Origin of the sequence: Lacticaseibacillus styriensis (assembly GCF_030770295.1) — a bacterium.
Taxonomy (GTDB): Bacteria; Bacillota; Bacilli; order Lactobacillales; family Lactobacillaceae; genus Lacticaseibacillus; species Lacticaseibacillus casei.
The window spans coordinates 585,625-611,122 of sequence record NZ_CP132483.1 but is presented as its reverse complement, the minus strand read 5'-3'; the positions used below and the strand labels follow the sequence as shown (position 1 = coordinate 611,122).

Here is a 25,498-nt window from a genome sequence, read left to right as displayed (position 1 = left end):
CCTCCAATACCGTGATTTTCCTTCATTGATTGTTTGTCTTAGTCAGGAATGACATGTGTTTCACAAACCTGTTTGAACCACTCTGCGCTTTGCTTGACATAGCGCTTCTGAGTTGGAAAATCGACAAAGAATAGTCCGTAACGCTTGCTGTACCCATTCGTCCAGGAAAACTGATCTTGAAGGGACCAGACAAAGTACCCTTTCACATTTGCCCCGCTCTTAATGGCATCGGCGATCGCACCCAGATATTTCTTTAAATAATCAATTCGTTTCGGATCGGGAATGACCGTATCAGCTGTCGCATCGGCTGGCAAAGATTCCTTAAGACCGATGCCATTTTCCGTCACATAGATGGCAGGAACTAACGGATAGTCATTGTGAATCCGCATTAAGATGTCATACATGCCACGTGGATAAATTGGCCAATCCCAATCAGTCGTCTCGATGCCTTCGGGTTTCTTTTCTTCGCCAATACCATGAAGCCGTGAAACAGAAGAACCCTTGGCACCAGTGCCGTTATGAATCGTCTCCGACTTGCCATGATAAACGCGCAACCACTTACTGAAGTAATTATTCACTCCGACAAAATCCAGTTGCTGGGCAGCTTTTTTAATGATTTGCATGTCTTCCGGCGTACTATGAAACATTGGCTGATCGTTAGCATTTAAAATTTCTTTGACCAGTGCTAGTGTCGTCGGGGCGTATTCGCCAGCTAAAGTGCCATCCAAATATAATCGGTTATCAAGGACATCTTGCAAGTCTGCTGCATGTTGATCTTCAGCCGTATCACTATACGGATAAACCGTCTGAAGCGCGTGCACAATGCCAATTTCACCGTCAAGCTTCATCGATTTGAACAAGTTAACGATCCGAGCGTGGGCGACCATCTGGTTATGCTCAGCCTGAAACGTCTTGTCGAATCGGCCTTTCTCAGCAGGTGGGAAGGTGCCGCTTGTGTATTGCTGTACTGCCATTGAAGTAAGTTCGTTGATCGTGATCCAGTGTTTAACCTCCGGGAACTCTTCAAAGCAGAATTTTGCATAATTGACAAAATCGTCTAGCATCTCCTGACTCAACCAGTCTCCTGCTTGATGAAGGCGCTCGGGCGTATCAAAGTGATGCAAGGTCACAAAGGGCACGATATGATGTTTGGCACATGCTGCAAATAATCGATGATAGTAAGCGACACCGCGCGGCTCCACCGCACCGGCCCCATCAGGAAAAATCCGGGACCAGGCAATTGAAACGCGAATGACTTGATGGCCGTATTGTTCTGCCAAAGTCAAGTCTTCGTCATACCGATGATAAAAGTCTGCTGCTGGATCAGGACTAAAGCGCCCCTGTTTTTCTAAAAAGTCATCCCAGAGAACTCGTCCTTTACCGTCCTCTTTTGTGGCACCTTCGACTTGATACGCCGCCGTTGCACCACCCATCACGAAGTCTTTTGGTAATTGTTTCTGCATCGCTCAATATCCTCCTTAAAGATTAGATTCGACAAAATTCAGAGCCATATCGCCATTGTTGGTTAAGTCAATGTACTGACGACCGGTTGTGGTGACCAGTTTGACGCCATATTTATCTGTAATCTTCTTGAGATTGGCTTTCATACTTTCCATCTGTGGCGCAAGGATCACCATGTTCATATCTTTGATCAGATCCATATCCTGCCCATATGCCCGGGCTGCCGCGGAAAGTTTCAAGCCTCGTTCTTTGGACAATTTATTGAGCGCATTGGCTAAAATACCGCTTGTCCCGCCACCGGCACACAAGACCAGGACATCAACTTCATTCTTCTTGAAATAATCCTCACTATGCGATGACGTAGCCTTTTCAATTGGTCCGGCATCATTTGGCGCCGTTGCTGTTTGCTTGGAAATTGTCTGGGTTGCGACTTTCTTAGGTTCAACGGTATCAGCAGCTAAGACTGCCGTATTGTCGCCTTCAAGCGTTGCCTCATTAGCTTTTTCTTCAGCAAGAAGCGTACTGTCATAGACCCGAATGAATGGGAAGTAAATGGCGACATCCAGTACCAGTGTCAACAAAACATAGACAAAGGCAAGTGGCGCAAAGCCTGTTGAAATGACAATCCCAATGGGTGCAGGAACTGTCCACGGCATCGTGTACATCATGCTGTTCATACCGAGAACGCTTACAAAAAACTTAAAAAGACAAACATTCACAATTGGCGTGAGTAGAAATGGAATGAAGAACATCGGGTTCATAATGATCGGCATCCCGAACAGTACCGGCTCGTTAACCGAAAAAGTACCCGGAATGAACGCAGCTTTCCCAACCGCTTTTAATTGTGCGGATCGGGCAGCAAACAACATAATAAAGGCAACGACTAATGTTGATCCAGTTCCGCCAAAGTTCATGACATAGTCCATCGTGTTCATAGCCAAGGCGTGGGAGACATGCTCGCCTGCCTGATATTGTTGAAGATTGGCCGCCGTATTGGCAATCATGATCGGCACAACGGCTGGTTGCACGATTGAAGGCCCCTGAACCCCACAAAACCAGAAGAATGCCATCGCACCAGCAATAAGTGCCAACCCCAAATAGGAGTCACTAGCTTGAAACAGTGGTGATAGGACTTGGATAATCCAGCGCGGCAAGATGGTCCCGGTCAATGCCTTGAATCCAACGCCGAAAAGCCAGAAAAGAGTGACAGATAAGCCCATCGGAATCAGGTCTTTAAACGACTGGGAAATATTACCTGGCACTTGTGGTGGTAACTTAATGGTGACGTTGTTCTTGATGCAGATAAAGTAAATGTTAGGAACGATCAAGCCAACAATGTACGCACAAATCAAGCCTTGCGTGCCCATGTAAGTCAAATCAACGCCAGTTTTCAGTGGCAGAATCGACAGAATGACAAACGCAATTTCGGACGCCACAATAACGGCAACCGGATTAATCTGATTGGTTTTAGGTAGCTCCAAGTTCTTACTGTCAGTCAGATTCTTAGCCGTTGTCCCAGCAACGAACAATGCCAACAATCCCATTGAATAGTTATATGCAATCATCAGCGCATTGGTGACATTTTTAGGCCAATAAAAGCCCCAAGCATTTGGTACATAAGCGATCATCATAAAGATACTTGAAAAGATGATAATCGGCATGCAGGCAATAAAACCGTCTCGAATGGCGGAAACGTATTTGTTCGCCGCAATGGCTTCAAATATTGGTTTAAGTTTGTCAAAAACCTTATTCATGGTGCTTTCCTCCTGTTTTTCCATCAGACGTCTGTTCCTCAGCAGGCGCTTCATTAATTAATCGTTGAATGTGGATGATGAAATACAGTCTTTCATCTTCGCTCATACCGTGGTAAAGGTTCTCTTTAATTTCATCAAAAATTTCAGAAGCAATCTCATAAGACTTTGGGTAATTCTGCTCTAACTCCGTTGCAACTTCCGGTACGATGGCAACAGAATCTGTGTCTACCCGCTGCAGTCGGTCAACTAGATACTGAAGATGGATCATAAATCGATCATAATAATTGCCATTAGCCGGTGATCTTGTGATTTTGTGCCGTTTCAAGACGCGTTGGACAAGTTGACTAAGCGAGGCCTCATTGCTCTGATCAAATGCCTGTTCATTGTCGTCCTCACCGGCGGCATTAATGAAATGTAGCGCAAGGTTTTTCACTTCAGAAAGCGGAAATTGAACACCTAAGTTTGCGGCAATAATTTGTAACGCTTGCTTGGCCACTGCATATTCTGCCGGGTACTGAATGTGAAAATCCGGCACCATTGATTCTTGGTAGGTACCTGCCTGATAACGTTTGTATGCCTCATAAATATGATCGCTTAAGGTTATATAAATATAATCAAGCACTTTGAGGTGAAACTGTTTTTTCGCAAGATCGATAATTTCGTATGTGGTCGTCACCACGTCAATTGGAATATTTCGCAATAGAAAGTACAAATTCTGGCGGGAAGTTTCCGTCGCAAGATAGAAAATTTTTTCGATCTGGTTAGCCGGAATGACATCCCCGCGCTTCTTTTTAAAAGCGATGCCCCGTCCCTTCACAACGGCCTGGCTGTGGTTGTCTAGATCAACTAACGCCACGTTATTGTTGAAGATCTGAGCGATTTTTGGCATACTGTCATCTCCTTACCAAGACATAGAAAAAACCACAAACCACGCGCTACTAATAGCGCTGTGATTTGTGGTCTCGCCTAATTGAATAGTCACAATCCACAATGAATATTCCCATCAACAAACAAATTGTACCATATTCGAACAAAATGTAAACGTTTTATTTCAGACTGGCGCTCATTTCCTGCCAGGCCTGTTCTTTATAGAATCGTGTTTGTGCCACTGCGCCTCTGTAAACCTGTGATAGTGCTTTATAAAATAACTAATTTAAAATTTCAAATGTTTTTATACAGTATTTATATTTGACAATACGCCCCCGCCATTTGCAGATGCCTCGCAAATGGCTCGAATCAAACAGAACTGTTCCCAACTTCACCGATGAAGAGAAACCAAGTCGTTTTAATTGACGGCTACCAAAAACTGACGATAATAATCAAAGCAAAGATCCAATATTGCAATGATTTAACCGCTTAGACGCCGTGCATGATTGCGGTGCCGCCAAGGAGGTTTAGATTTCCATGACCAATTTAGATTTATCCATCATTGTGCCAACGTACAATCTTGGCCGGTATCTGCCGGCTACCCTTAAAACCATTCAGGAACAAACAATTGATGTGGAACTGTGGCTCATCGATGATGCTTCAACAGATCGGACGGCTCAAACAGCGGCCGATTTTGTGCGCGGCGTGCCAAATTACCATGCTACGGCTTTTGATCGTCATCGTGGTATTGGCACCGCCCGCAACTTTGGGATTGATCATGCCAGTGGTCGGTTTATTGCTTTCGTTGATGGTGACGATTTGATCGCGCCTACTTTTGCCGAGACCCTTGTCCGCGGCTTCACACCAGGTGTCGTTGCGACCGCGGTTGGTTACGATTGGTGGCATCGCAGCCGCGGCGGTCCTGATCGCTTCCGCTTATTGTCCCAGGCCGAAATGTTTGAACAGGTTTCTCATCACGGAACGGAAATCGGCGGGTATATCTGGAACAAAGCCTTTTCCCACGCCGCTTTGGACGCCAGCAACATTCGCTACAAAGAGCAGTTGCGGATTGCTGAAGACTATGACTTCACTGCCGAATACGTTGCCCATACCCGCGGCAAGTATGCTTACAATCCAACGGTTCTGTACAAAAAAATCAACCGGCCGAACAGCACCATGCACAACTTCTCTTGGGACGACCGGCGTCAGGAAGACAAGATTTTTGACCACATTTATCAGCTCAAACAACTCATCTAATCAGCCTTACCTAACCCGGCCACCATGCCGGGTTTCGTGTTTCTGAATGCATAAGCCTAATGAAATTTAGGTGAATCTATATTCTCAATTGCGAATATAGGCCTTATGGTTAAAATAACTTATGATTTATATAAGCATAATGCTTGCATTCGTCCCGGCGATCGGGTATAACTATTACCGGAAACGTTTTCATTGTGTGCAATTATATTTCACTGGAGGTAGCTAATCGTGACAAACGAACAACAATATATTTTAGCGATTGATGAAGGAACGACCAGCACCCGGACCATCATCATCGACCATAATGGGCAAAAAGTGGCGGATGCACAACGCGAGTTTCCGCAGTATTTTCCGCATCCCGGTTGGGTAGAGCATAACGCTAACGAAATCTGGAACGCTGCCCTATCAACGATCGCCACGGCTTTCATTGAATCACATATTCAGCCGCGGCAAATCGTCGGAATCGGCATCACGAATCAGCGGGAAACCACGGTTGTCTGGGATAAGCAAACGGGCTTACCGATTTATAACGCCATTGTCTGGCAATCACGGCAAACCAGCGAGATTGCTGACCAGCTCAAAGCCGATGGATACGACGATCTTATTCACGATGCTACAGGCCTGCTGATTGATTCTTACTTCTCAGCAACCAAAATTCGCTGGATTCTGGATCACGTTCCGGGTGCCCAGGAACGTGCGGAAAAAGGTGAACTGCTTTTTGGAACGATCGACACCTGGCTTTCCTGGAAGCTGTCCGGCGGCGCGATTCACGTCACGGATTACACCAATGCCTCGCGTACCATGCTGTTTAACATTCATAAGTTGGATTGGGACGATGAGATTCTGCGCATTTTGAACATTCCTAAGCAAATGTTGCCGGAAGTCCGCAGTAACTCGGAAATCTATGGCGATGCTGCTGCTTATCACTTTTTCGGCAGCACGGTTCCGATCGCCGGCATGGTCGGGGATCAGCAAGCCGCTTTGTTCGGTCAGTTGGCGATTCAACCAGGTATGGTCAAGAACACTTACGGAACCGGTGCCTTCATTGTCATGAACACCGGCGACAAACCCACCCTTTCCAATCACAACCTGCTGACCACTATTGGCTATGGTCTTGATGGCAAAGTCACTTACGCACTTGAAGGCTCGGTCTTCGTTGCCGGAAGTGCCATTCAATGGCTGCGCGACGCGATGAAAATGATTGAACGCTCAAGTGATTCGGAAGCCGCCGCTTTGGCATCAAAAAGTCAAAATGAAGTCTATGTTGTTCCCGCCTTTACCGGTTTGGGGGCTCCTTACTGGGATTCCGATGCCCGCGGTGCCATTTTTGGCATTACCCGGGGTACGACCCGCGAAGATTTTATTAAGGCAACTTTGCAATCGCTTGCATATCAATCCCGCGATGTTGTCGACACGATGAACGCCGATACCGGTATGCCGATTCCGGCATTACGCGTTGATGGCGGTGCTGCCAACAATGATTACCTGATGCAATTCCAGGCCGATATTCTGGGGATTCCGATCGAACGGGCCGCGAACCTTGAAACCACCGCGATGGGCGCTGCTTTCTTTGCCGGCTTAGCCACAGGTTTCTGGAACAACACCGATGAACTGCAAAGCATTGTCAAGGTCGGCAAGCGGTTCGAACCACAAATGGACGCCGTCGACCGTGATTATCTGTACGAAGGCTGGAAGCAAGCCGTTGCCGCCACCCAGATGTACAAGCATACGGACAAACACAACTAATTCTTTTTAAAAATATCATTCAATCATTATTCAAAAGGAGCTTATTAAAATGGCATTTTCAAGTGAAACCCGCAAACAAACGATTGAACAATTAAAGCAAACCGAACTGGATCTTCTGGTTGTCGGTGGCGGCATTACCGGTGCCGGGGTTGCGATTCAGGCGGCCGCAAGTGGCATCAAGACCGGCTTGATCGAAATGCAGGACTTTGCTGAAGGAACCAGCTCACGTTCGACCAAACTGGTACACGGCGGCATCCGTTACCTTAAGACATTTGACGTTGGCGTTGTTGCCGATACCGTCAAGGAACGGGCCGTTGTTCAAGGCATCGCGCCGCACATTCCGCGGCCATTCCCGATGTTACTGCCGATTTTCCAGGAACCTGGCAGCACGTTTGATATGTTCAGCATCAAAATCGCGATGGATCTGTATGATCGGCTGGCAAACGTCGAAGGCTCGCAATATGCCAACTACACCGTTACGAAAGATGAAATTCTACAGCGTGAACCGCAGCTGGAAAAAGACGGGCTGCAAGGCGGTGGCGTTTACCTCGACTTCGTGAACAACGACGCTCGGCTGGTCATTGAAAACATCAAAGAGGCAGCTGAACTCGGCGGACTCATGGCCAGCCGCGTGAAGGCGATCGGCGTCTTGCACAATGACGCTGGCCAAGTCATCGGTTTGCGCGTCAAGGATCTTTTGGATGACAGCGAATTCGATATTCATGCCAAACTCGTGATCAATACCACCGGTCCATGGTCTGACAAGTTTAAAGCATTGGACAAGAACGAAAATCAGGCCCCAACCCTGCGCCCAACTAAAGGTGTGCACTTGGTTGTCGATGGTTCCCGTTTGCCGGTCCCACAACCGACCTACATGGATACCGGTTTGAATGATGGCCGGATGTTCTTCGTGGTACCACGTGAAGGCAAGACTTATTTTGGCACGACCGATACCGATTATACCGGCGACTTCAAACATCCACGCGTAGAGCAAGCCGATGTGGATTACCTGCTGAAAGTGATCAACAAGCGCTTCCCAGAAAGCCACATTACAATTGACGACATCGAAGCCAGCTGGGTCGGTCTGCGGCCACTGATTGCCAACAACGGCAGCTCCGATTATAACGGCGGTGGTGCCAACACTGGTAAGGTTTCGGATGATTCGTTTGAAGCCTTGGTCAAAGTCGTTAACGATTATGAAGACAACCAGGCAACCCGGTCCGATGTTGAGCACGCCATTTCCAAACTTGAGACCGCGCATGCCGAAGCGTCCCTGAGCCCATCCCAGATCTCCCGCGGTAGTTCGCTGCGCCAAGCCGATGATGGCATGATCACGCTGTCCGGTGGGAAGATCACTGACTACCGGAAAATGGCGGCTGGCGCCCTCGCCTTGATTCGTCGTGTCTTGGCTGAAAAATTTGCGACCGAAACCCGCACCGTTGATTCTAAAAAGCTTCAAGTCTCCGGCGGTCATTTTGACCCGACCAATGTTGACGATACGATTGCGTTCTATACCCGGATCGGGATTGACGCTGGCATGCCTGAAAAGGACGCCGCTGACCTTGCCAATCGTTACGGCTCCAACATCAGTCGCGTGGTCACGTATGCTGACGGCCAGCCGGCACCGGGCCTGAGTCTCAAAGAAACCATGAGTCTACGCTATTCAATTAATGAAGAAATGACGCTTACGCCGGTTGATTACCTGTTGCGCCGGACCAATGCCATTCTTTTCCATGCCGAAACGCTGGCTGACTTGAAACAGCCGGTGGTAGACGAAATGGCCCGCATCTTAGGTTGGGACGAAGTAACCAAGGCACAACAGTTGGCTGATTTGGAACAAGCGATCAGTGAGAGTCGGTTGGATGACTTGAAGAAGGCGCCGGCTTCGGCTCCTCAAGCCTAGAAAGGGGCACCCATATGTGGACACAAGCATTAGGTGAATTCATTGGTACCTTCGTTTTGATCCTCCTTGGCGATGGCGTCGTCGCAGGCGTGTCACTGAACAAGTCCAAAGCCAATGGTGCCGGCTGGGTTGCCATTACCCTAGGATGGGGATTAGCCGTGACCATGGGCGTTTATACCGCCGCCTTCTTAGGCCCGGCACACCTTAACCCGGCAGTCACTGTAGCGTTTGCAGCGATTGGCAAATTTCCTTGGGCGTGGGTCATGCCATTCATCATCGCTCAACTGCTCGGTGCGTTACTCGGTGCGGCAGCTGTCTGGCTGCATTACTACCCGCATTGGGCCGCTACCAAGGATCCCGCAGCAACCTTAGGCGTCTTTGCCACTGGCCCGGCCATTCGCAGTTATGCGGCCAACTTCATTTCTGAGTTCATCGGGACTGCCGTCTTGATTTTCGGACTGTTAGCCTTCACCAAAGGCAAATGGACAGATGGTCTGAATCCAATCGGCGTCGGCATCCTGATCACCGCGATTGGCCTATCACTTGGCGGTACCACCGGTTATGCTATTAACCCAGCTCGAGACCTTGGCCCGCGGTTGGCGCACGCCATTTTACCAATTGCCAACAAAGGCGACTCCGACTGGCCCTATGCCTGGGTACCGGTTTTAGGCCCACTGGCAGGCGGTGTGGCAGGCGCGCTGATCTTTGCAGCTTTGCCATAATCTATCACTTGATTTGAACCACAAAAACCGACATCGCGATTGATGTCGGTTTTTTGTATACCTTTGAATCATCTAAAAAGCAAGCTCCTAATAAGCTGAAACTGTTCCAGCATCTTGCGAACAGCTTTCTTTTGGCTATACAACGATAGTCATGCGATTGAGAGTGCTATGCTTCAGCCTCTTTTCCAGCAGCAACCTGCTTTTCGTCATTGACCAACTTGGCATCGTACAGTTTAATAAACGGAAACCAAATGAGAAATGCCACGATGCCGCACAAGATGGCTACAATCACCGCTCGTATATCAACGGTACTGATCAATGCGCCGAAGCCAATTGGTGATGGCCATGGTGCCTGTGTGATGATCGGATTGATTAATCGGAAATAAAAGGCGGCGTAAGCCAATGAAGCACTTGCCATCGGTGCCAAGAAAAATGGAATCGCCAAGTATGGATTATAAACAATTGGCAAGCCGAAAATCAGCGGTTCGTTGATGTTGAAAAATGCTGGTGCCAAAGACGCTCTCCCCAAAACCTTCAGCTGTTCCGAGCGTGCAGCAAAGGCAATGAAAAGACAAAGACCGAGTGTGGCACCGGAGCCACCCATAATGGCAAATGAGTTGTTGAATTCCCCGGCAAACGGAATATGTGCACCTTTTGCATTAGCGGCCATATTCGTCAATAAAATTGGAGTGATAAAGGCACTGATAATGTTTGCACCATGAATACCGACAATCCAAAGGGCATGGATCAAGAATTCGATGATGATGACGCCGATCCATGTACTCGTCAGATTGGTGACAAAACTAAACGGAATTGAAATCATTTTGAAAATATCCGTCCCCAACAAGACAAGCGAACCATTGATGACCATCACAACAAGAGCAATGACAGCGGTTGGAATCAAAGCAGTGAAAGAACGGGAAACACCTTCAGGGACAGCTTCCGGCATTCTAATCGTCCAATTATGCTTGACACAAAACTTGTATAAATAGACAGCCACAATCGCCATAATAATTGCTGTGAAAATGCCTGAAGTTCCCAAACGATCGATCGTTGCCGTCATTCGAAACCCATTGATCACTTTCTCTTTTGAAGTAATAGAGTTGAGTAGAATGATCTTTCCGCCCTTGACAACCAGTTCAGGTAAACACATGAAAAAGGCAAAGAGTGACAAGAACGCGCCGTTTAGCGGTGCAACTTTCAGCTTATCCTCTGTTTGAATGATTCTGGTCAGCTCATAGCCGATCGCCAGCGCAAAGTACATTGCTAAGATGCCCATGGTCGCTGTGTTGATAACCATATAAAGATCACTGAACTTCATAAAGGTGGCGTTCCAAAAACCGGCTGTCACCGGCCAAACTAAAGGAATAACATTAAGAACCAATACCATTGAGCCGACAATTGTGAAAGGAATACTTGCCATGCCGGCTGCCATGACCGCACGTACAATCCGATACTGGGCTACCTTCGACATGGGTTTAAGCAAGGTCTTCGTCATAAAATTGAAAAAGCGTCCGTTATTTTCCATTACTGTTCCCTCCTACTTTTATGAGCGGGCCAGCGCGGTAATACTTGAGATGACATCAAGAATGACACCTAATGGTCCTAAATCTCATGACCGACATTTAACCATTTTTTGTTGAAAAGCTTCTGCGCCGCAAAGTTTGTTACTTGTGAAGTGTTGCTTGATAAGCCTTCAAGCGACCATAAAATCGATCCTTGTCCTGTTTAATCAAATTCAGTCGACGTAAAGACCAGCCACCAAGGCCAATACCGATCATCAAAATCAAAAGGACAACACCGCGATTGTTATTCGTGTCGCGAATGAAGGGGTATAACGCATTAAATAGTGGCGTCACGATCAAAATACTGAGGCCAATGTTCACCCATGTTTGGCACCAGAAATAAAGTGTGGTATATGGCAAGTGATGCGTAGGGGTTCCAAAGAGTTTAATTTGTTCATAAATCACCGGAATTGCAAGCATCATCAACCCCACTGGCAGCCACTTGCTCCAAAGATTGTTAGCAATAATTGCCCACCAAAGATTAGCAAAAAAGAACACAGCGGTTAGATAGCGAATACCCAAAAATCGATTGAAACGCATGCTTTGCAAACTAAGTGCTTGGCGATTTTTATCAATAGTCGTTGTTGTTTGTGTTTGTACGTTCTCACTTGCCTTTATCTTCCGGTTCATTGCTTTTCAACTCCCCTGCAGCAGCCTGATTGCGATAAAGATGCTCCATTTCCAACGCAACTTCGCGTAACGTCATCGTGGTCATCAAGTGGTCCTGGGCGTGAACTAAAATGATCTCCATCTCGATCTTTGTACCACCGGCATATTTCTTTAAGAGATCGCTTTGTGATTGGTGTGCTAGCAATAATTCATCATTTGAAGCCTTCAAGCGTTCATCGGCTTTGTCAAAATCGCCAACACGCATAGCCGCGAACGCCTCATGAATCATGGTTCGTGAATTACCGCTATGCAAAATAATTTCAAATGCAATTAATTGAATATCATCTGAATTCATCGACACTATTCCTCCTCCATCATTTGTAAAAAGCGGTGACGAAAACTTTTAAAATCTGAGGCTGCCACTAATGACGCTTGCCAATCCGCATGATCAGTCAACGCAACAATTGTCTGGGTGATTGAGGTCAGCCCTCGATTCCCCAAATAAGAAGGTGACAGAAGAAACACGAGCTGGACAGCAGGAAAGCTTTCGGACCATTTCAACCCCGCAGGAATGACGCCAATGGCAATTTGGGTAAATTGTCCGACCGGCATTGCTGGATGAGGAACAGCGATTTTTTGACTAAATATAATGCTGCTCATCTGTTCGCGTTGATGTACTTGAGCTTTTAACTCGTCGGCAAAATTAGCCGGTTCAAGAAGCGCTAATTGGGCACAGAGCCGATTTAAAACTGTCGCTCGAGTAACTGGCTCTGTCCACCGTACAAATCGACTAGAATCAGTAAATTGATCAAAAAGGCTTTTATCGACAGCAGCAATAGCCTCGACTTTTGAAGTTGCTTTCCCATGTGGGCGATTATGCGTCTCCAAAAATTGACGAATCGCTCGGACATCCATTTCGCCCAAGAAGACACTGACCTGAATGACTGGGACACGCAGCACCTGGGTCGATAAATCAATCGCTGAAATGATTAGATCAACGTCAGCCAAACTTTCGTCATCGACTTCGTAATAACCTTTAACTCCGACAATATTCAGTGCCTCGCCAAACTCCTTTTGCACGCGATTGTTGAGTAACTCTGCACTGCCATAACCGGTGGCACAAATAATCAAGGTCCGCAGTTTATGGGCATTATGATACTTTTCGACTGCCGCCATGAGATGCATCGCCATATAGGCCGTCTCGTCATCGTTAATCGTGTACGTAGACAATATTTTTGACATGCCTAGAAAGCGCTTGGTGTCGGCAAAATATTGCGGATAATGGGTCTTGATTTCTTTTAACAATGGATTTTTTAGCTGAATGCCTTGCTGCAGTCGTACTAACATCGGCTTGATGTGTTCGGCCAGACTCTTTCTTAATGCATAATCCGTGCTCACCGGATAACCTGTCTCGGCTTCGATTCGTCTGAGCACTTGATCCATGTCCTTCCAAAGAGCCTGGTCGTTCGAGTCTTGCGGGCTTCCCTTTGCCATCGCAACAAGCTGAATCGCTAAATAGGCAACTTCACTTTCCGAAAACTGCAACCCGGTACTTCTGGCGATCCGTTCCATGATCCGCTCAGCCACCGCATAATGCCGTTGATGTTCTGGCGCTTGTTCAACCTTTACAGGAGGCAAACTGTTCCCTTTTCGGACCCGCTCGATGCTGAGTGCCAGGTACAAGACAATATTTTGAATGATGAAATCCGATAGCCGTAGACTGGCTTCGCGACATTCATCGATCACGACGATCGTCAGCTGTTCAAAACTGACATCGGCAAAGAAAGACTTATTTTCCATAAACCGTTGAAAGTTATTCTGGCCATGGCTAAAGAAATAATCCAGAATGAAATGCCGGCGATTGCGTTCCGTTCCGACAACATAAAAGCCCTTGTTCGCCCTACTCTCAAGATGCAGCGCATAAGGCTCCAACTTTTCACGAACAGAAATCATGTCTTTTGAAAGCGTCGAGCGACTGACGAATAGCCGTTCAGCGAGATCATCCATGAGTAACGCCTCGTCTTCAATTAGCAGCTTATTGAGAATATAATTCTGACGATCAATCGACTCGGACGCCGCCGCAGTGTCATTGACTTTTGTGCTTAACACCTTATGTTGGTTTAAAAACAGATCAAACGCGACTGGGTGGAGAATATGTAAGCGATAACCGAAACTCGGCTTCGCTTCGAGACTCGCACCATGCTTCTCGATCATGGCTTTTAAACTTTTAACATAGCTTCGGACCGTCCTAGGCGTCATCAAAAGTGTGTTTGCCAAGTCTTTACTCGTGACATATTGATCCTGATTCTCAACGAGATAAAGCATTAACTCGCGCTCTTTTTGTTTCATACTGATGCCTCCTCGATCCGGTCTTTGCTTCGCGGCTTTTTACATAAGCATGTTGTCGTTGCCGACCTGAAGGAAAGATAACTTCAGAGATTTTTTTCAACCAACTTGGCCATTTTCTCGATCCCCATTGGAATTGGAATGTAAGCATCAAATGGAATGCTGACAACTGGTTTTCCTACCTCTTTGCCAACTTTCTGGAAGTTATCCAGATACATGTTGGTCTGTGGTGAAATCAGGAAAAGATCGAAGTCGCCGTTGCGGATTTCATCTTCACCTTCAGTTGCTGTGACAGCATCTAACTGAATGTCTTTGCTGTGTGCCTTAAAGTAATCTGTGGTTTTCTTCGCCATCATGGATGACGACATTCCTGCTGCACAGATGATCAATGCTTTTTTCACGATACAGTCTTCCTTTCCTACTTGACGGCCAGCGATCACACTGCCGACTGCCATTACCTTAATTCAGATTCTCACCGTTTGACGCGATAACCTGTTTGTACCAGAAAAATGAATCTTTACGGCTACGAGCAAGCGTTCCTTCGCCTTGGTTGTCTTTATCAACGTAAATGAAGCCATAACGTTTGTCCATTTCGCCGGTTCCGGCAGAAACTAGGTCAATCGGGCCCCAAGGTAAGTAACCGATTAAATCGACGCCATCTTCCGTCACTGCCAGTTTCATTTGTTCAATATGTGCGCGTAAATAATTGATGCGATATGAATCGTGAATCTGACCATTCGCTTCAACTTTGTCATACGCGCCGAAGCCATTCTCAACAATGAACAGCGGTTTGCGATACCGATCTGTCAGCCAATTCAGCGCGTAACGCAACCCGCGCGGATCAATTTGCCAACCCCAATCGCTAGCTTTCAGGTAATTATTTTTGACCACTTGCTTTAAATCGAGATCGTCAAAGGATCTAGCAGGATCCTTTTTAACAGCGTGCGACATGTAATAACTAAGCCCAATATAGTCGACTGTGCCATTTTTCAGAATCTGGCCGTCTTCAGCACTGATCTCAGGCGTAATGCCTTTTCGCTCCCAATACTTGAGCAACGTTGCCGGATAGTCACCATGAACGTGCACATCAGCAAAATAGTAATTGTGTTCCATCGCTTTTTGCGCCAACAACACGTCTTCAGGATTCATGCTGTATGGATAAATCGGACCCATCGCGATCATGCAGCCGATTTGCATCGTTGGATTGATCGCGTGACCGATTTGCACGGCCTCTGCACTGGCAACCAATTCATTGTGGGCCGCCTGATACATGATAGCCTCCCGATCATCACCAGGTTGATAACGTAAACCCGAGTTGGTGAATGGTGCAAAATCATCGACAAAATTTGCCTGATTGTTAATTTCGTTAAATGTCATCCAGTACTTAACCTTGTTCTTATACCGTTCAAAACAGGTAGTGGCGAATCGAACAAAAAATTCAATTAACTTGCGATTTCTAAACCCGCCATATTCAGTTACAAGGTGGTACGGTAATTCAAAATGTGACAAGGTAACAACCGGTTCAATGCCGTTCTTCAATAGTTCGTCAAAGAGATCATCGTAAAACTTTAAACCTGCTTCGTTTGGCTGAGTCTCGTCTCCATTTGGATAAATCCGCGTCCACGCAATCGAGGTTCGAAAACTGTTGAAGCCCATTTCCTTGAATAAAGCGATGTCTTCCTTGTAGCGGTGATAGAAATCGATTCCATCATGATTCGGATAGTATTCTCCAGGAACCACGCCGTCTGTGATCGTCCGCGCTTTTTCCGGACCACCCACCGTCATAACGTCGGCAACACTGACACCCTTGCCGTCTTCCTGCCAAGCACCTTCCAGTTGATGGGCAGCAACCGCACCACCCCATAAAAAGTCTTTAGGTAACTCTGTTGTCATGTTTGAACCTCCTCCTCTTGTTCTTACATGAACCAGCATAATATGTAACCGGTTACACGACCATATCAGCTTTTTCCGCATAAATGAGGAAACGGACTAGCAAAAAAGAAGCAGTCGTATTTTTAACCGATTCCTCTGCGCTGCATTTGTCTACTAAAAAACGGCTCCCATTTAGGAAGCCGCCAATCGTTCGAACGATCGATCAATATTGCGGGTAACTAGGCCGCGATGATCTTCGAATGACACTTATATTTAGCTCTAAACACACATTATCATTTTCGGTACTTGCTGTCATTTTTTGAGTTCCGAATCACTTCATCAACCGCGCCACCCGCTGCTGCAGCGCCGGCACGACCTCATCCATGAACCACGGATTGCGATTCACCCAGCCGTAGTTCAACGGCGAAGGATGGACGATCGGGAAGTAGGTCGGTAGATAGGCCCGAAAATTTTTGACTGTCGCCGTCAGCGTCTTTTCCCGGCGTTTGCCTAGATAGTACTTCTGCGCATAGGCACCGATCACAATGGTCAACTGGATGTGTGGCATCAGTGCCAACAACGGGGGATGCCACTTAGCCGCAAAGTCTTTACGTGGCGGTAAATCCCCTGACTTGCCTTTTCCTGGATAATAAAAGTCCAGCGGTAGGACAGCGATTTTACCGCTGTGATAAAACTGGTCGTTCGTCACACCCATCCAAGTGCGCAAACGATCACCGCTTGGATCATTCCAATAAGTTTTCGTGGTTTGCGCTTTCCGTCCTGGCGCCTGACTTGCAATCAGGATGGTCGCATCTGGCTCGATGTGGTAAAGCGGATCCCACCCTTGCGCAGTGAAGTCTGCGTTGGCCGGATCACGCCGGATTGCTTCAAAAATCTGATTGGCTGTTGTCACGCCTTAATGCCTCCTTGTCGATACCTTGGCCATGCCTTAGTCCGTTCAAAATCAGCCGCAAGCGTCCGCGCGTCTTTGATCAACGTCTCCGGATACGCCATTGTGGCCAACAAGGTGATTGCATTATGCGACGTCGCCGGGCCTTGATGCAGCAAGTAGTCAAAGACAACGCCATCTTTTTTGGTCACCTTTTCCTGAAAATGCCAGTTGACGCATTGTTCGCCCATGATATCGGTCAGCTCGTTATCATGCGTCGCAACCACCACCAGACTGGGATAGTGGCTCAACCAGTTGATGACACTGGCCGATGCAGCAATTCGTTCGACCGTATTGGTGCCCTTCAGAATTTCATCAATGAAGCCGTAAATTCGCTTGTTAGTGGCAACCGCATCTAAGAGCCGATGGATCGCCTTAATTTCGGCCACAAAATAACTGTCGCCTTCGCTTAAATCATCCCGGATCGCCATGGCCGTAATCACCAGCCCCGGTTGGATCGAGAAGTCCTTCGCCAAAACTGTGTTGATCGTTTGCGCTAGAATCGCGTTGACGGCGATGCTTTTGACATACGTTGATTTACCAGACGCGTTGGCACCGGTAATCAAGGCGTTCTTCTGCCAATCAACCGGATTAGCCACCGGATGCTTGAGCAACGGGTGGACCAGCTCCTTCGCCGTCAGCCCACCATCCGCAAAAACCGGTTGGCTGCTGTCGGTATGCGCCTCGCGAAAATTAGCAATCGCAATCGCCAGCTCCAAGTCGCCTAACGCCTGCCACAAAGTTAACGCCTCGGCATGCCGATTGTGCAAGCGCGTCAGCACGTTGTTATAGGCAATAAACCCCAGCATAAACATACTGCTAAAATATTCGGTCATCATATCGGCACTGCTGTTATCGCGCGTGCGGAAAACAAAGGCAAGCCGCGTGATGCCACGCATCGGCTTCAACGCAGTCCGCAAAGCCGCCTGCGTTGGTTGGGCAATTTTAACGAGATGCTCGGCCGTCACAATCGTGCGCACCAGATACCCCATCGCCATCACTTCGGCGTCCAGTGCCTCTCTTTTCAAAACGTAATAAAAAAGATTCACCATGAGGCTCAACGTCGCCAGTGCCACCCCAATTGCTGGCAACAACGGAATCAGGAGCAAGCCCACAACCGGCAGGCCACCTAAAACCTTAAAGCGCCAAGCATGAGGCAGCGCCGCCTGTGTCGTGGTGCGGAGATAATGCTGACTATTATTCGCCGCTTCCGTGCCCAAACCGGCAAACGCAAGCTGAACTTTAAGCCGCTCCTCGGCGTGCGTACGGAAAAAGTCAATCAACGTTTCGTTAACATCAGGCTTGCCCAAGTCGTAAGCCCGCAACTGAGCATACACCCGCTCCGCACCAACGCTGCTCTGCGTGGCGTTAAGCTGTTTGAACACCTCAAACATGTCCAAATCCCGCCATGTCAAGTCGTCAATGAGACAATCATGATCAACCTGCGCCTCATGATCAAGATACGCCGCCTTCAAATAACGCTCGCTACCACCACGCTTAACCGGCAACGTCCCCCAGTCAGCAAGCAGCTGCTGCTTCAACTTCGCCTGACGCCGCCACGCCAACAGCAGATTAAGCACAACGACGGCAACAGCAAAGCCGCCAACACCAAGCAAAATTATCACGGGTTGGGTCATATCGATCATCCCTTCTTATGCACCAGGTCACGGGTTCATGCCAGCCATTCATCACACAAATCTAATGATATTATCTCGCGTGCAAAGATAAAAGACAAAAAAATAGACGAATCAACTTCCAGCGATATTATGTGGAAGATTAATTCGTCTGTTTCTAAAGAAGAGTCGGGGGAACATTTCGTTGTGTTCTTGGAAAACCCAGTGCCAAAGCGGAGCAATCGGAGGCCAGATGAGCCTCAGTGGTGACATTGTTGTTGGTGGGGCGTTCTTTGCCCCGCCTACAACAAGGCCGAGCTTTAAGACTCAGCGTTTTTTGCTGAGGCTTAAAGTCGTGCCCACCACGTTCCAGGCTCAGCTGGCCGGAGATTGCGGAGTTTGGCACGTCCCGGAACAAATTGCCTAAGCCTGCCGCAACGACTTCGGATAAATCTCTGCTACCTGCTTCTGCGCAGTCTCATGTTGCATAAACTCGTCATAACTCGTGTCAGCCCGATCAACAACACCTAATGGCCCGACTTCGATGATATGGTCCGCAATGGTCTGGATGAACTGATGATCATGACTGGTGAAAATCACGGAACCTTTAAAATCAATCAACGCATCATTCAGGCTAGTAATACTTTCCAAATCAAGATGGTTGGTCGGATCGTCCATGATCAACACATTGGCCTTACTTAGCATCATCTTCGCCAGATACGACCGCACCTTTTCGCCACCGGACAAGACATTCAACTGCTTAAGCACCTCATCACCGGAGAAAAGCATGCGCCCGAGGAACCCGCGCAAGAACGTATTATCCTGCTCATCTTGCGGCGCAAATTGGCGCAACCAATCCAGAATATTAAGGTCAGCGTGGTCAAATTCGGGATTTAAATCCTTAGGCATCGCCGCACGGCTGGTCGTGACACCCCAGGTAATGGTGCCACTATCCGGTTCCATCTCACCTGCCAGCAACTGCATCAGCACCGTTGCCGTCACATCGCTGCGGCTGATAATGCCGGTTTTATCACCCGGCCGCAAAATGAAACTGACATCTTTCAGCACCTGCTGGCCGTCAATCGTCTTGGAAACATTTTCAACCCGCAACAAATCGTTCCCGATCGCCCGCTCAGGTTCAAACTTGATATACGGATACTTGCGGGAACTCGGTCGAATATCGTCCAAAGTAATCTTTTCAAGCTGCTTCTTACGCGACGTCGCCTGCTTCGACTTGGACGCATTGGCCGAAAAGCGGGCAACGAATTCCTGCAGCTGCTTGATTTGTTCTTCTTTTTTGGCATTAGCCTGACTCTGCAGCTGCAACGCCAACTCGGAACTCTGCTTCCAAAAGTCATAGTTGCCGACGTAAAGTTCGATCTTACCAAAATCGACATCACACATCATGGTACAAACCGCGTTCAGAAAATGCCGGTCATGTGAAACGACCAACACGGTATGCTCATAGTCAGCCAAAAAGTCTTCCAGCCAGCTAATTGCCTGGGGATCAAGACCGTTAGTCGGCTCGTCCAGCAACAACACGTCCGGCTTGCCGAACAACGCCTGCGCCAAAAGGACCTTGACCTTCTCCCCTTCAGGCAGATCGGCCATAAGTTTTTGATGTTCGCTTTCCCGAATACCCAGCGACTGCAACAATTGCGATGCATCGCTTTCCGCGTTCCAGCCATCCATTTCTGCAAACTCGCCTTCAAGCTCGGCAGCCTTATTACCGTCTGCTTCACTGAAGTCCGCTTTAGCGTAAAGCGCGTCTTTTTCCGTCATCACTTGATACAGACGTTCCCACCCCTGTAAAACAGTGTTCATGACGGTCTGATCATCGAACGCAAAGTGATCCTGTTTCAGGCTGCTCATGCGCTCGTTAGGTGACAGACTGACAGATCCGGTCGTCGGCGTCAGCTCGCCTTCAAGAATTTTGAGAAAAGTCGATTTTCCCGCCCCGTTGGCACCAATAATGCCATAACAATTACCGGGCGTGAATTTCAAGTTAACGTCTTCGTACAGCTTCCGGTCCGAGAACGTCATCGAAACATTGTTTACTGTGAGCAATTTCATACCTCGCTTAAAAGATTTCTACATATATTATCAGATTATCGCGGGTTTCACAAATAACGCTGTTTCGCCAAACGCTATCAGTTCGGTCAACTGGTTAAAACTCGATGGAAATAATATTAGGGTTGTCGGCATAAAACATCAGCAGTCGCCGCATATCTTCGTTGGCCCTACTTTCGACATGCAGACTCATTTTCACTTCATCGCCTTCGTGCTTGATGGAGACGTTCAAGACTTTGATGTGATACTTGCCAAGTGTCTGACGCATGTGTTCCATATCAAAGCCTTCATTGCGAATTCGAATCGTCAAAACGCCATTGTCGCCACTTGGCAGCCAGCGATAATGGTGATGCAGGACTACCTGAATGCCCAAGACGAGCGCCGTCGCCGACAAACCCAGAATATACAGTTTGGCACCAATCGCCATCCCGACAGCAGCCGTGGTCCAGACACCAGCAGCGGTCGTCAAGCCATTGACGTTGTTGTGCCGCACCAGAATCGCGCCGGCACCAAGAAAGCTGACACCGCTGACGATCTGAGCCGCGACCCGGGAAGGATCCAACGCAATATTTTTCAAATTCAAAATATCAAAGAAACCATACTTAGAAACAATCATAATCAGTGCCGAACCCAGCGCGACAATCATGTGCGTTCGGATACCGGCATTTTTAAAGCGATTTTTGCGTTCAAACCCAATGGCAAACCCGCAAAACGCTGCGACCAGCAGTCGAATGACGAGTTCGACTTGATCCATTATTGTCATTGTCAAAACATCACAACCTTTGTTCTTACTTTACCACCCAAGGCAACGGTTTAAAACGCACGAATGGGAACCCCCAACTCTGCGTGAACGGTTAACGAAAAAAATCCAACGGTAGCGGCTGCTGACAGCCTTCACGCCTGCCAATACAGCTTCTTAACTAAATCATCCTGTCCAGGTGAAAATCGTTGCAATCCCTACCTGCTATGCTAAACTAAAACCAGATTAAAATGATTCTAGTTTGGAGGAGAAAGAATGGCAATTGATTTACGGGATGTACAGGATGTGTATAAAGATGCAGGGTCGGATATTATTTTTGCAACATTTGATCTTAAGCGGGAAGACGTTGCAAGCGACAAAGAAATGATTGCCGATTTGGCGGATCATCTGCCGGCCTTCATTAACAGTCTGAATATTCGTTATCCTGATGCAAAACTGGCAACGGCTTTCGGCTTTTCGCGGAAGGCGTGGGATTATCTTTTTCCTGATGCCGAACGACCAAAGGAGTTAGAAGCATTTCAGCCAATCGTGGGACCTAAATACACCGCGGTTGCTACCCCGGCGGATCTATTCTTCCATATCCGGTCACAAAACTCCGCCGTGCCATTTGAATTGATGTCCGAAATCATGGAAATCATCGGCGACAACACCGTCACCCTCGATGAAACCCATGGCTTCCGCTACTTTGAAGGCCGCGCCATCATTGGTTTTGTTGACGGCACGGAAAATCCCAGCGCACTGGACACACCGGAATACGCGGTGATCGGCGATGAAGATCCTGCGTTTGAAAATGGTTCGTATGCCTTCGCCCAGAAATACCAACATAACCTGGATGCCTGGAACAAACTCAAAACGGAAGATCAGGAAAAAGCCATCGGTCGTAAGAAGTTCAATGATTTTGAGTTAGCCGATGAAGAGAAACTGGTCAACTCGCACAACGTTGTGTCTCAGGACAACGAAGGCGGCGTCGAGCATAAGATCGTGCGCATGAACGTTCCCTTCAGCAATCCTGCCGAAAAAATCAACGGTACTTATTTCATCGGCTACGCCCGCCATTGGACTGTCACCAAGCGGATGTTGCAAGGCATGTTCGACAACTCCGACCGCTTGCTCGACTTCTCGACGCCATTGACCGGTGAACTGTTCTTTATTCCATCTAAGTCCGTGCTTGGACAGATTGCGGATGGTGAGCTTTAGGATTTCTAACGCTTAACAAGCGCTTTATTTGTTTTCAGCCTTAATGACATCGACTTGTTGTTAAGGCGTTTTTTAACTGACGCGTCTGTTCTTTCGCCATTAAATTTATATAGACCAATGTACCGAAAATCAAACACCCCCGTCGACCGTCAAGTTCTGGTGTCACATAACCTAACGCAGAAAATAATTTTTTGCAACCCGAAAAAACCTTTAACATCGGCAAACATATAATTTAATCGAACATTGGTCTAGATAAATACTAGCCGGTGTAACCCTGCTTCGCAAAAACCCGTGCTACAATACCACCATTCAAGATGAACGGGGTGGCACAGATGAATTTAGCCGATACAGGGTTTGTGATCATTGCAAGTGTGCTGGTCTGGTTTATGACGCCAGGCCTAGCCTTCTTTTATGGTGGGCTTGTTTCTAAACGCAACGTGATTAATACCATGCTTTCGGTCTTTTATATCACCGGCATTGCCATTTTATTGTGGGTCGCCGTTGGTTACGAACTGAGTTTTAACGGTAATCTATTTGGCGTCATCGGTCAGGTACATCATTTTTTCCTGAGTGACATTTCGCTTGGCGCGGTCACGGCTGCGCGGATTCCGACCGGGGTTTATATTCTTTTCCAGATGATGTTTGCGATCATCACGCCGGCTTTGTTTGTCGGGGCAGTTGTCGGACGGATGCATTTTAAATTTCTGACTTGGTTCATCGTTTTGTGGTCACTGCTGGTTTATTATCCGCTGGTGCATTTGATTTGGAGTCCTGATGGTTTGCTGGCGGGTCTCGGCGTTCTCGATTTTGCCGGTGGGACGGTGATCCATATCAATGCCGGGATCACGGCACTGACCCTCTCAGCGTTTCTCGGGCGGCGAACTGACGAGCATACCATTCCCTACAATCGACCCTGGGTGCTGCTGGGAACCGCGATTTTATGGATCGGCTGGTATGGCTTTAATGCCGGGTCTGCGCTGGGCGTGAATCAAGCTGCCATGACCGCTGCCTTGACCACCTCGGTCGGCGCGGCGGCTGCACTGGTCACCTGGATGTGTCTCGACATCTGGCAAACCGGGCATCCAACCTTGATTGGCACTTGCACCGGCGCTTTGTGTGGCTTGGTCGGCATCACCCCGGCAACTGGCTACGTCACGAGTTTTGGCGCTGCCTGCATCGGGGTTTTGGCGACGTTAGCCAGCTACTGGTTTATTAGCAAAATCAAGCCCCGCCTCGGGATCGATGACACCTTGGATGCATTTGGCTGTCATGGTGTGGCGGGTATTGTCGGCAGCATCCTGACCGGTGTTTTCGCCAGCAAGCAGGTCGCGCCGAACATTGCCCACGCCGGTCTGGCCTATAACGGCGGCTGGCACCTGCTACTGATCCAGTTAGCCGGCACGTTGATTGTCATCGTCTTGGTCGGGGCAATGGTCACCATCATTACTGTTGTATTATCCCGATTCGTCAGTATCCGCGTGTCCCCTGCCGCCGAAAAAATGGGCTTGGACTACAGTGAGCACGCCGAACCGGTTGATGAAGAGGTTGCGGCTAGCTGGGAACATCACACACCCGTTAGTTCATTTCCGGATGAATTTAAGGGCCAATTACACGGCTTCGATCCGCGGCCACATCAAGATGATCGCTAATTGAATTACGATTAAAAGGTTGACTAAGAGGACACCAGCTGTAACCGTTCACTTTTCCTTAACCACTTCAAGGCACTTTAATTGTCTTTTTCCCCAATCATGGTTAAAATGCCGCTAGTTTAACATTGACGTGATGGAGGAAAGAAAAATGATCGGATATGGATTTAGCGAGGCAGGCGGTCCGGAAGTCATTGATGCGATTGAATTACCGACACCGCAACCGGGTCCGCGGGAAATTCAAATCAAAACCGAAGCAATCGGCCTTAACAACCGTGATCGGATCGCACGGCAAATGGGCGGCAGCGGCTTGACGGTGCCGGGCTATGATGTTGCTGGCGTCGTAAGTGCAATTGGCAGTCGTGTCACGCAATTTAGCGAAGGCGATCGCGTCATTGCCCGAACCACCAGTGCATATGCCGAAATCGTGACCGCAGCGGCTGACATGAGTGTCTTGTTGCCAGCTGCCATCACTCCGGAAACCGGAGTTGCATTGATTACCCCTGGCGTCACTGGTTATCGCATGGTCGAACTCGGTAAAATCAAGGCCGGCGATACGGTGATTGTAAAAGGGGCTTCCGGCGGCGTTGGCTCTGCCGCGATCCAACTGGCAGTTGAACGTGGTGCCTCCGTGATCGGCATCGCCGCCAGCCGGCATGAAGCCGAGGTCAACCGCCTCGGAATCGAACATTTTGTCGCATATGATCGCGGCAACCCCGTCGATGAGCTACGCCGGACAGCTGATGTCGTGATTAATGCAGCGATGAATGGTCTCGGCGGTGATGACGACGTTGAAATGGCCAAGGATGGTGGGCTGATCGTTTCGGTTAGCCATACTGAACCTTTACTAAGTCGCGGTGTTCGGTTCGTGCACACGCGACCACTCGGCGGCTCCGAAGTTGGCCGGGCGCTGCAAACGCTCGTTGATTTAATGGCGCAAGGCAAATTGACCGTCCAAGTCGGCTACGTGTTGCCATTTACCCGCGAAGGTTTTATCAAAGGCCATCAACTGCTAGATGATCCGCGCCATGAGGGTCGAATTGTCATTAAGCTTTCTAAATAATCAAGCTCGGTTTTGTCCTGATGATCAAACCGTTAACTTAGAAGTGGTGCTTAGATCATCCGGAAGAGCGAATATTAAAAAACCGCGGTCACGCTAAC

General features: G+C 48.1%; 20 protein-coding genes. 7 read left to right on the top strand and 13 right to left on the bottom strand.

The window, feature by feature from the left end; translation table 11 throughout:
• Positions 1-38: 38 nt before the first annotated feature.
• The 3 genes from lacG to lacT are packed head-to-tail and all read right to left on the bottom strand — an operon-like array spanning position 39 to position 4,104.
• On the bottom strand, positions 39-1,463 hold the full coding sequence (gene lacG / locus LACSTY_RS02765; RefSeq protein ID WP_087911636.1) for a 6-phospho-beta-galactosidase: 1,425 nt from the start codon (positions 1,461-1,463) through the stop codon (positions 39-41).
• A gap of 15 nt (positions 1,464-1,478) precedes the next feature.
• Entirely contained in the window at positions 1,479-3,215 is a 1,737-nt protein-coding gene (locus tag LACSTY_RS02760) for a lactose-specific PTS transporter subunit EIIC (protein ID WP_087911635.1), read from the bottom strand.
• A complete protein-coding gene (gene lacT, locus LACSTY_RS02755) occupies positions 3,208-4,104 on the bottom strand; it encodes a transcription antiterminator LacT (protein ID WP_087911634.1) in 897 nt (298 codons plus the stop codon). The genes LACSTY_RS02760 and lacT overlap by 8 nt, the downstream gene beginning before the upstream one ends.
• A 515-nt stretch (positions 4,105-4,619) precedes the next feature.
• Here lacT and LACSTY_RS02750 point away from each other — a divergent pair.
• The 4 genes from LACSTY_RS02750 to LACSTY_RS02735 all read left to right on the top strand — a co-directional run bounded on the left by LACSTY_RS02750 (position 4,620) and on the right by LACSTY_RS02735 (position 9,710).
• The gene (locus LACSTY_RS02750) at positions 4,620-5,339 is read left to right on the top strand and encodes a glycosyltransferase family 2 protein (RefSeq protein WP_087911633.1); all 720 of its coding nucleotides are present in this window, start codon (positions 4,620-4,622) and stop codon (positions 5,337-5,339) included.
• A 228-nt stretch (positions 5,340-5,567) separates the two neighbouring features.
• Positions 5,568-7,085: a glycerol kinase GlpK gene (gene glpK, locus LACSTY_RS02745; protein ID WP_070652102.1), complete on the top strand. Its 1,518-nt coding sequence runs from the start codon at positions 5,568-5,570 to the stop codon at positions 7,083-7,085.
• A 49-nt stretch (positions 7,086-7,134) separates the two neighbouring features.
• Entirely contained in the window at positions 7,135-8,988 is a 1,854-nt protein-coding gene (gene glpO / locus LACSTY_RS02740) for a type 1 glycerol-3-phosphate oxidase (RefSeq protein WP_087911632.1), read from the top strand.
• Between the two features lie 14 nt (positions 8,989-9,002).
• Positions 9,003-9,710, top strand: coding sequence for an MIP/aquaporin family protein (locus tag LACSTY_RS02735; RefSeq protein ID WP_025012751.1), 708 nt, complete (start codon positions 9,003-9,005; stop codon positions 9,708-9,710).
• Positions 9,711-9,876: 166 nt separating this feature from the next.
• On the opposite strand, the gene celB is transcribed toward LACSTY_RS02735, so the two are convergent.
• From celB to LACSTY_RS02685, 10 genes are all read right to left on the bottom strand, one after another.
• Positions 9,877-11,238: a PTS cellobiose transporter subunit IIC gene (celB, locus tag LACSTY_RS02730; RefSeq protein ID WP_025012752.1), complete on the bottom strand. Its 1,362-nt coding sequence runs from the start codon at positions 11,236-11,238 to the stop codon at positions 9,877-9,879.
• A 139-nt stretch (positions 11,239-11,377) separates the two neighbouring features.
• Positions 11,378-11,905 carry a sugar transporter gene (locus LACSTY_RS02725; RefSeq protein WP_087911631.1) on the bottom strand — a complete coding sequence of 176 codons (528 nt, stop codon included), beginning with the start codon at positions 11,903-11,905 and terminating at the stop codon, positions 11,378-11,380.
• Positions 11,880-12,239, bottom strand: a complete 360-nt coding sequence (locus LACSTY_RS02720; RefSeq protein WP_087911630.1) for a PTS cellobiose transporter subunit IIA — start codon at positions 12,237-12,239, stop codon at positions 11,880-11,882. Before LACSTY_RS02720 ends, LACSTY_RS02725 begins: the two co-directional genes overlap by 26 nt.
• Positions 12,240-12,244: 5 nt before the next feature.
• A complete protein-coding gene (locus LACSTY_RS02715; RefSeq protein ID WP_087911629.1) occupies positions 12,245-14,233 on the bottom strand; it encodes a BglG family transcription antiterminator in 1,989 nt (662 codons plus the stop codon).
• 83 nt (positions 14,234-14,316) lie between these two features.
• On the bottom strand, positions 14,317-14,631 hold the full coding sequence (locus LACSTY_RS02710; protein WP_010493446.1) for a PTS cellobiose transporter subunit IIB: 315 nt from the start codon (positions 14,629-14,631) through the stop codon (positions 14,317-14,319).
• 58 nt (positions 14,632-14,689) lie between these two features.
• Positions 14,690-16,123: a 6-phospho-beta-glucosidase gene (locus LACSTY_RS02705; protein ID WP_087911628.1), complete on the bottom strand. Its 1,434-nt coding sequence runs from the start codon at positions 16,121-16,123 to the stop codon at positions 14,690-14,692.
• A 310-nt stretch (positions 16,124-16,433) separates the two neighbouring features.
• The gene (locus LACSTY_RS02700) at positions 16,434-17,015 is read right to left on the bottom strand and encodes a uracil-DNA glycosylase family protein (RefSeq protein ID WP_087911627.1); all 582 of its coding nucleotides are present in this window, start codon (positions 17,013-17,015) and stop codon (positions 16,434-16,436) included.
• Positions 17,012-18,688, bottom strand: a complete 1,677-nt coding sequence (locus LACSTY_RS02695) for a MutS-related protein (protein WP_087911626.1) — start codon at positions 18,686-18,688, stop codon at positions 17,012-17,014. Before LACSTY_RS02695 ends, LACSTY_RS02700 begins: the two co-directional genes overlap by 4 nt.
• A gap of 399 nt (positions 18,689-19,087) precedes the next feature.
• A complete protein-coding gene (locus LACSTY_RS02690) occupies positions 19,088-20,731 on the bottom strand; it encodes an ABC-F family ATP-binding cassette domain-containing protein (protein WP_162494853.1) in 1,644 nt (547 codons plus the stop codon).
• Between the two features lie 100 nt (positions 20,732-20,831).
• Complete coding sequence (locus LACSTY_RS02685; RefSeq protein ID WP_032958545.1) at positions 20,832-21,497, bottom strand: MgtC/SapB family protein; 666 nt, start codon at positions 21,495-21,497, stop codon at positions 20,832-20,834.
• A gap of 252 nt (positions 21,498-21,749) precedes the next feature.
• Here LACSTY_RS02685 and LACSTY_RS02680 point away from each other — a divergent pair, with 252 nt between their 5' ends.
• The 3 genes from LACSTY_RS02680 to LACSTY_RS02670 all read left to right on the top strand — a co-directional run bounded on the left by LACSTY_RS02680 (position 21,750) and on the right by LACSTY_RS02670 (position 25,400).
• Positions 21,750-22,691, top strand: a complete 942-nt coding sequence (locus tag LACSTY_RS02680) for a Dyp-type peroxidase (RefSeq protein ID WP_087911625.1) — start codon at positions 21,750-21,752, stop codon at positions 22,689-22,691.
• Positions 22,692-23,023: 332 nt separating this feature from the next.
• On the top strand, positions 23,024-24,340 hold the full coding sequence (locus LACSTY_RS02675) for an ammonium transporter (RefSeq protein WP_087911624.1): 1,317 nt from the start codon (positions 23,024-23,026) through the stop codon (positions 24,338-24,340).
• 148 nt (positions 24,341-24,488) lie between these two features.
• Entirely contained in the window at positions 24,489-25,400 is a 912-nt protein-coding gene (locus tag LACSTY_RS02670) for a quinone oxidoreductase family protein (RefSeq protein WP_087911623.1), read from the top strand.
• Positions 25,401-25,498: the final 98 nt, after the last annotated feature.

Coding starts and splice junctions, on each gene's coding strand:
- lacG (WP_087911636.1), bottom strand. CDS start 1,463: ATGCAGAAACAATTACCAAAAGACTTCGTGATGGGTGGTGCAACGGCG.
- LACSTY_RS02760 (WP_087911635.1), bottom strand. CDS start 3,215: ATGAATAAGGTTTTTGACAAACTTAAACCAATATTTGAAGCCATTGCG.
- lacT (WP_087911634.1), bottom strand. CDS start 4,104: ATGCCAAAAATCGCTCAGATCTTCAACAATAACGTGGCGTTAGTTGAT.
- LACSTY_RS02750 (WP_087911633.1), top strand. CDS start 4,620: ATGACCAATTTAGATTTATCCATCATTGTGCCAACGTACAATCTTGGC.
- glpO (WP_087911632.1), top strand. CDS start 7,135: ATGGCATTTTCAAGTGAAACCCGCAAACAAACGATTGAACAATTAAAG.
- LACSTY_RS02735 (WP_025012751.1), top strand. CDS start 9,003: ATGTGGACACAAGCATTAGGTGAATTCATTGGTACCTTCGTTTTGATC.
- celB (WP_025012752.1), bottom strand. CDS start 11,238: ATGGAAAATAACGGACGCTTTTTCAATTTTATGACGAAGACCTTGCTT.
- LACSTY_RS02725 (WP_087911631.1), bottom strand. CDS start 11,905: ATGAACCGGAAGATAAAGGCAAGTGAGAACGTACAAACACAAACAACA.
- LACSTY_RS02720 (WP_087911630.1), bottom strand. CDS start 12,239: ATGAATTCAGATGATATTCAATTAATTGCATTTGAAATTATTTTGCAT.
- LACSTY_RS02715 (WP_087911629.1), bottom strand. CDS start 14,233: ATGAAACAAAAAGAGCGCGAGTTAATGCTTTATCTCGTTGAGAATCAG.
- LACSTY_RS02705 (WP_087911628.1), bottom strand. CDS start 16,123: ATGACAACAGAGTTACCTAAAGACTTTTTATGGGGTGGTGCGGTTGCT.
- LACSTY_RS02695 (WP_087911626.1), bottom strand. CDS start 18,688: ATGACCCAACCCGTGATAATTTTGCTTGGTGTTGGCGGCTTTGCTGTT.
- LACSTY_RS02685 (WP_032958545.1), bottom strand. CDS start 21,497: ATGACAATAATGGATCAAGTCGAACTCGTCATTCGACTGCTGGTCGCA.
- LACSTY_RS02680 (WP_087911625.1), top strand. CDS start 21,750: ATGGCAATTGATTTACGGGATGTACAGGATGTGTATAAAGATGCAGGG.
- LACSTY_RS02675 (WP_087911624.1), top strand. CDS start 23,024: ATGAATTTAGCCGATACAGGGTTTGTGATCATTGCAAGTGTGCTGGTC.
- LACSTY_RS02670 (WP_087911623.1), top strand. CDS start 24,489: ATGATCGGATATGGATTTAGCGAGGCAGGCGGTCCGGAAGTCATTGAT.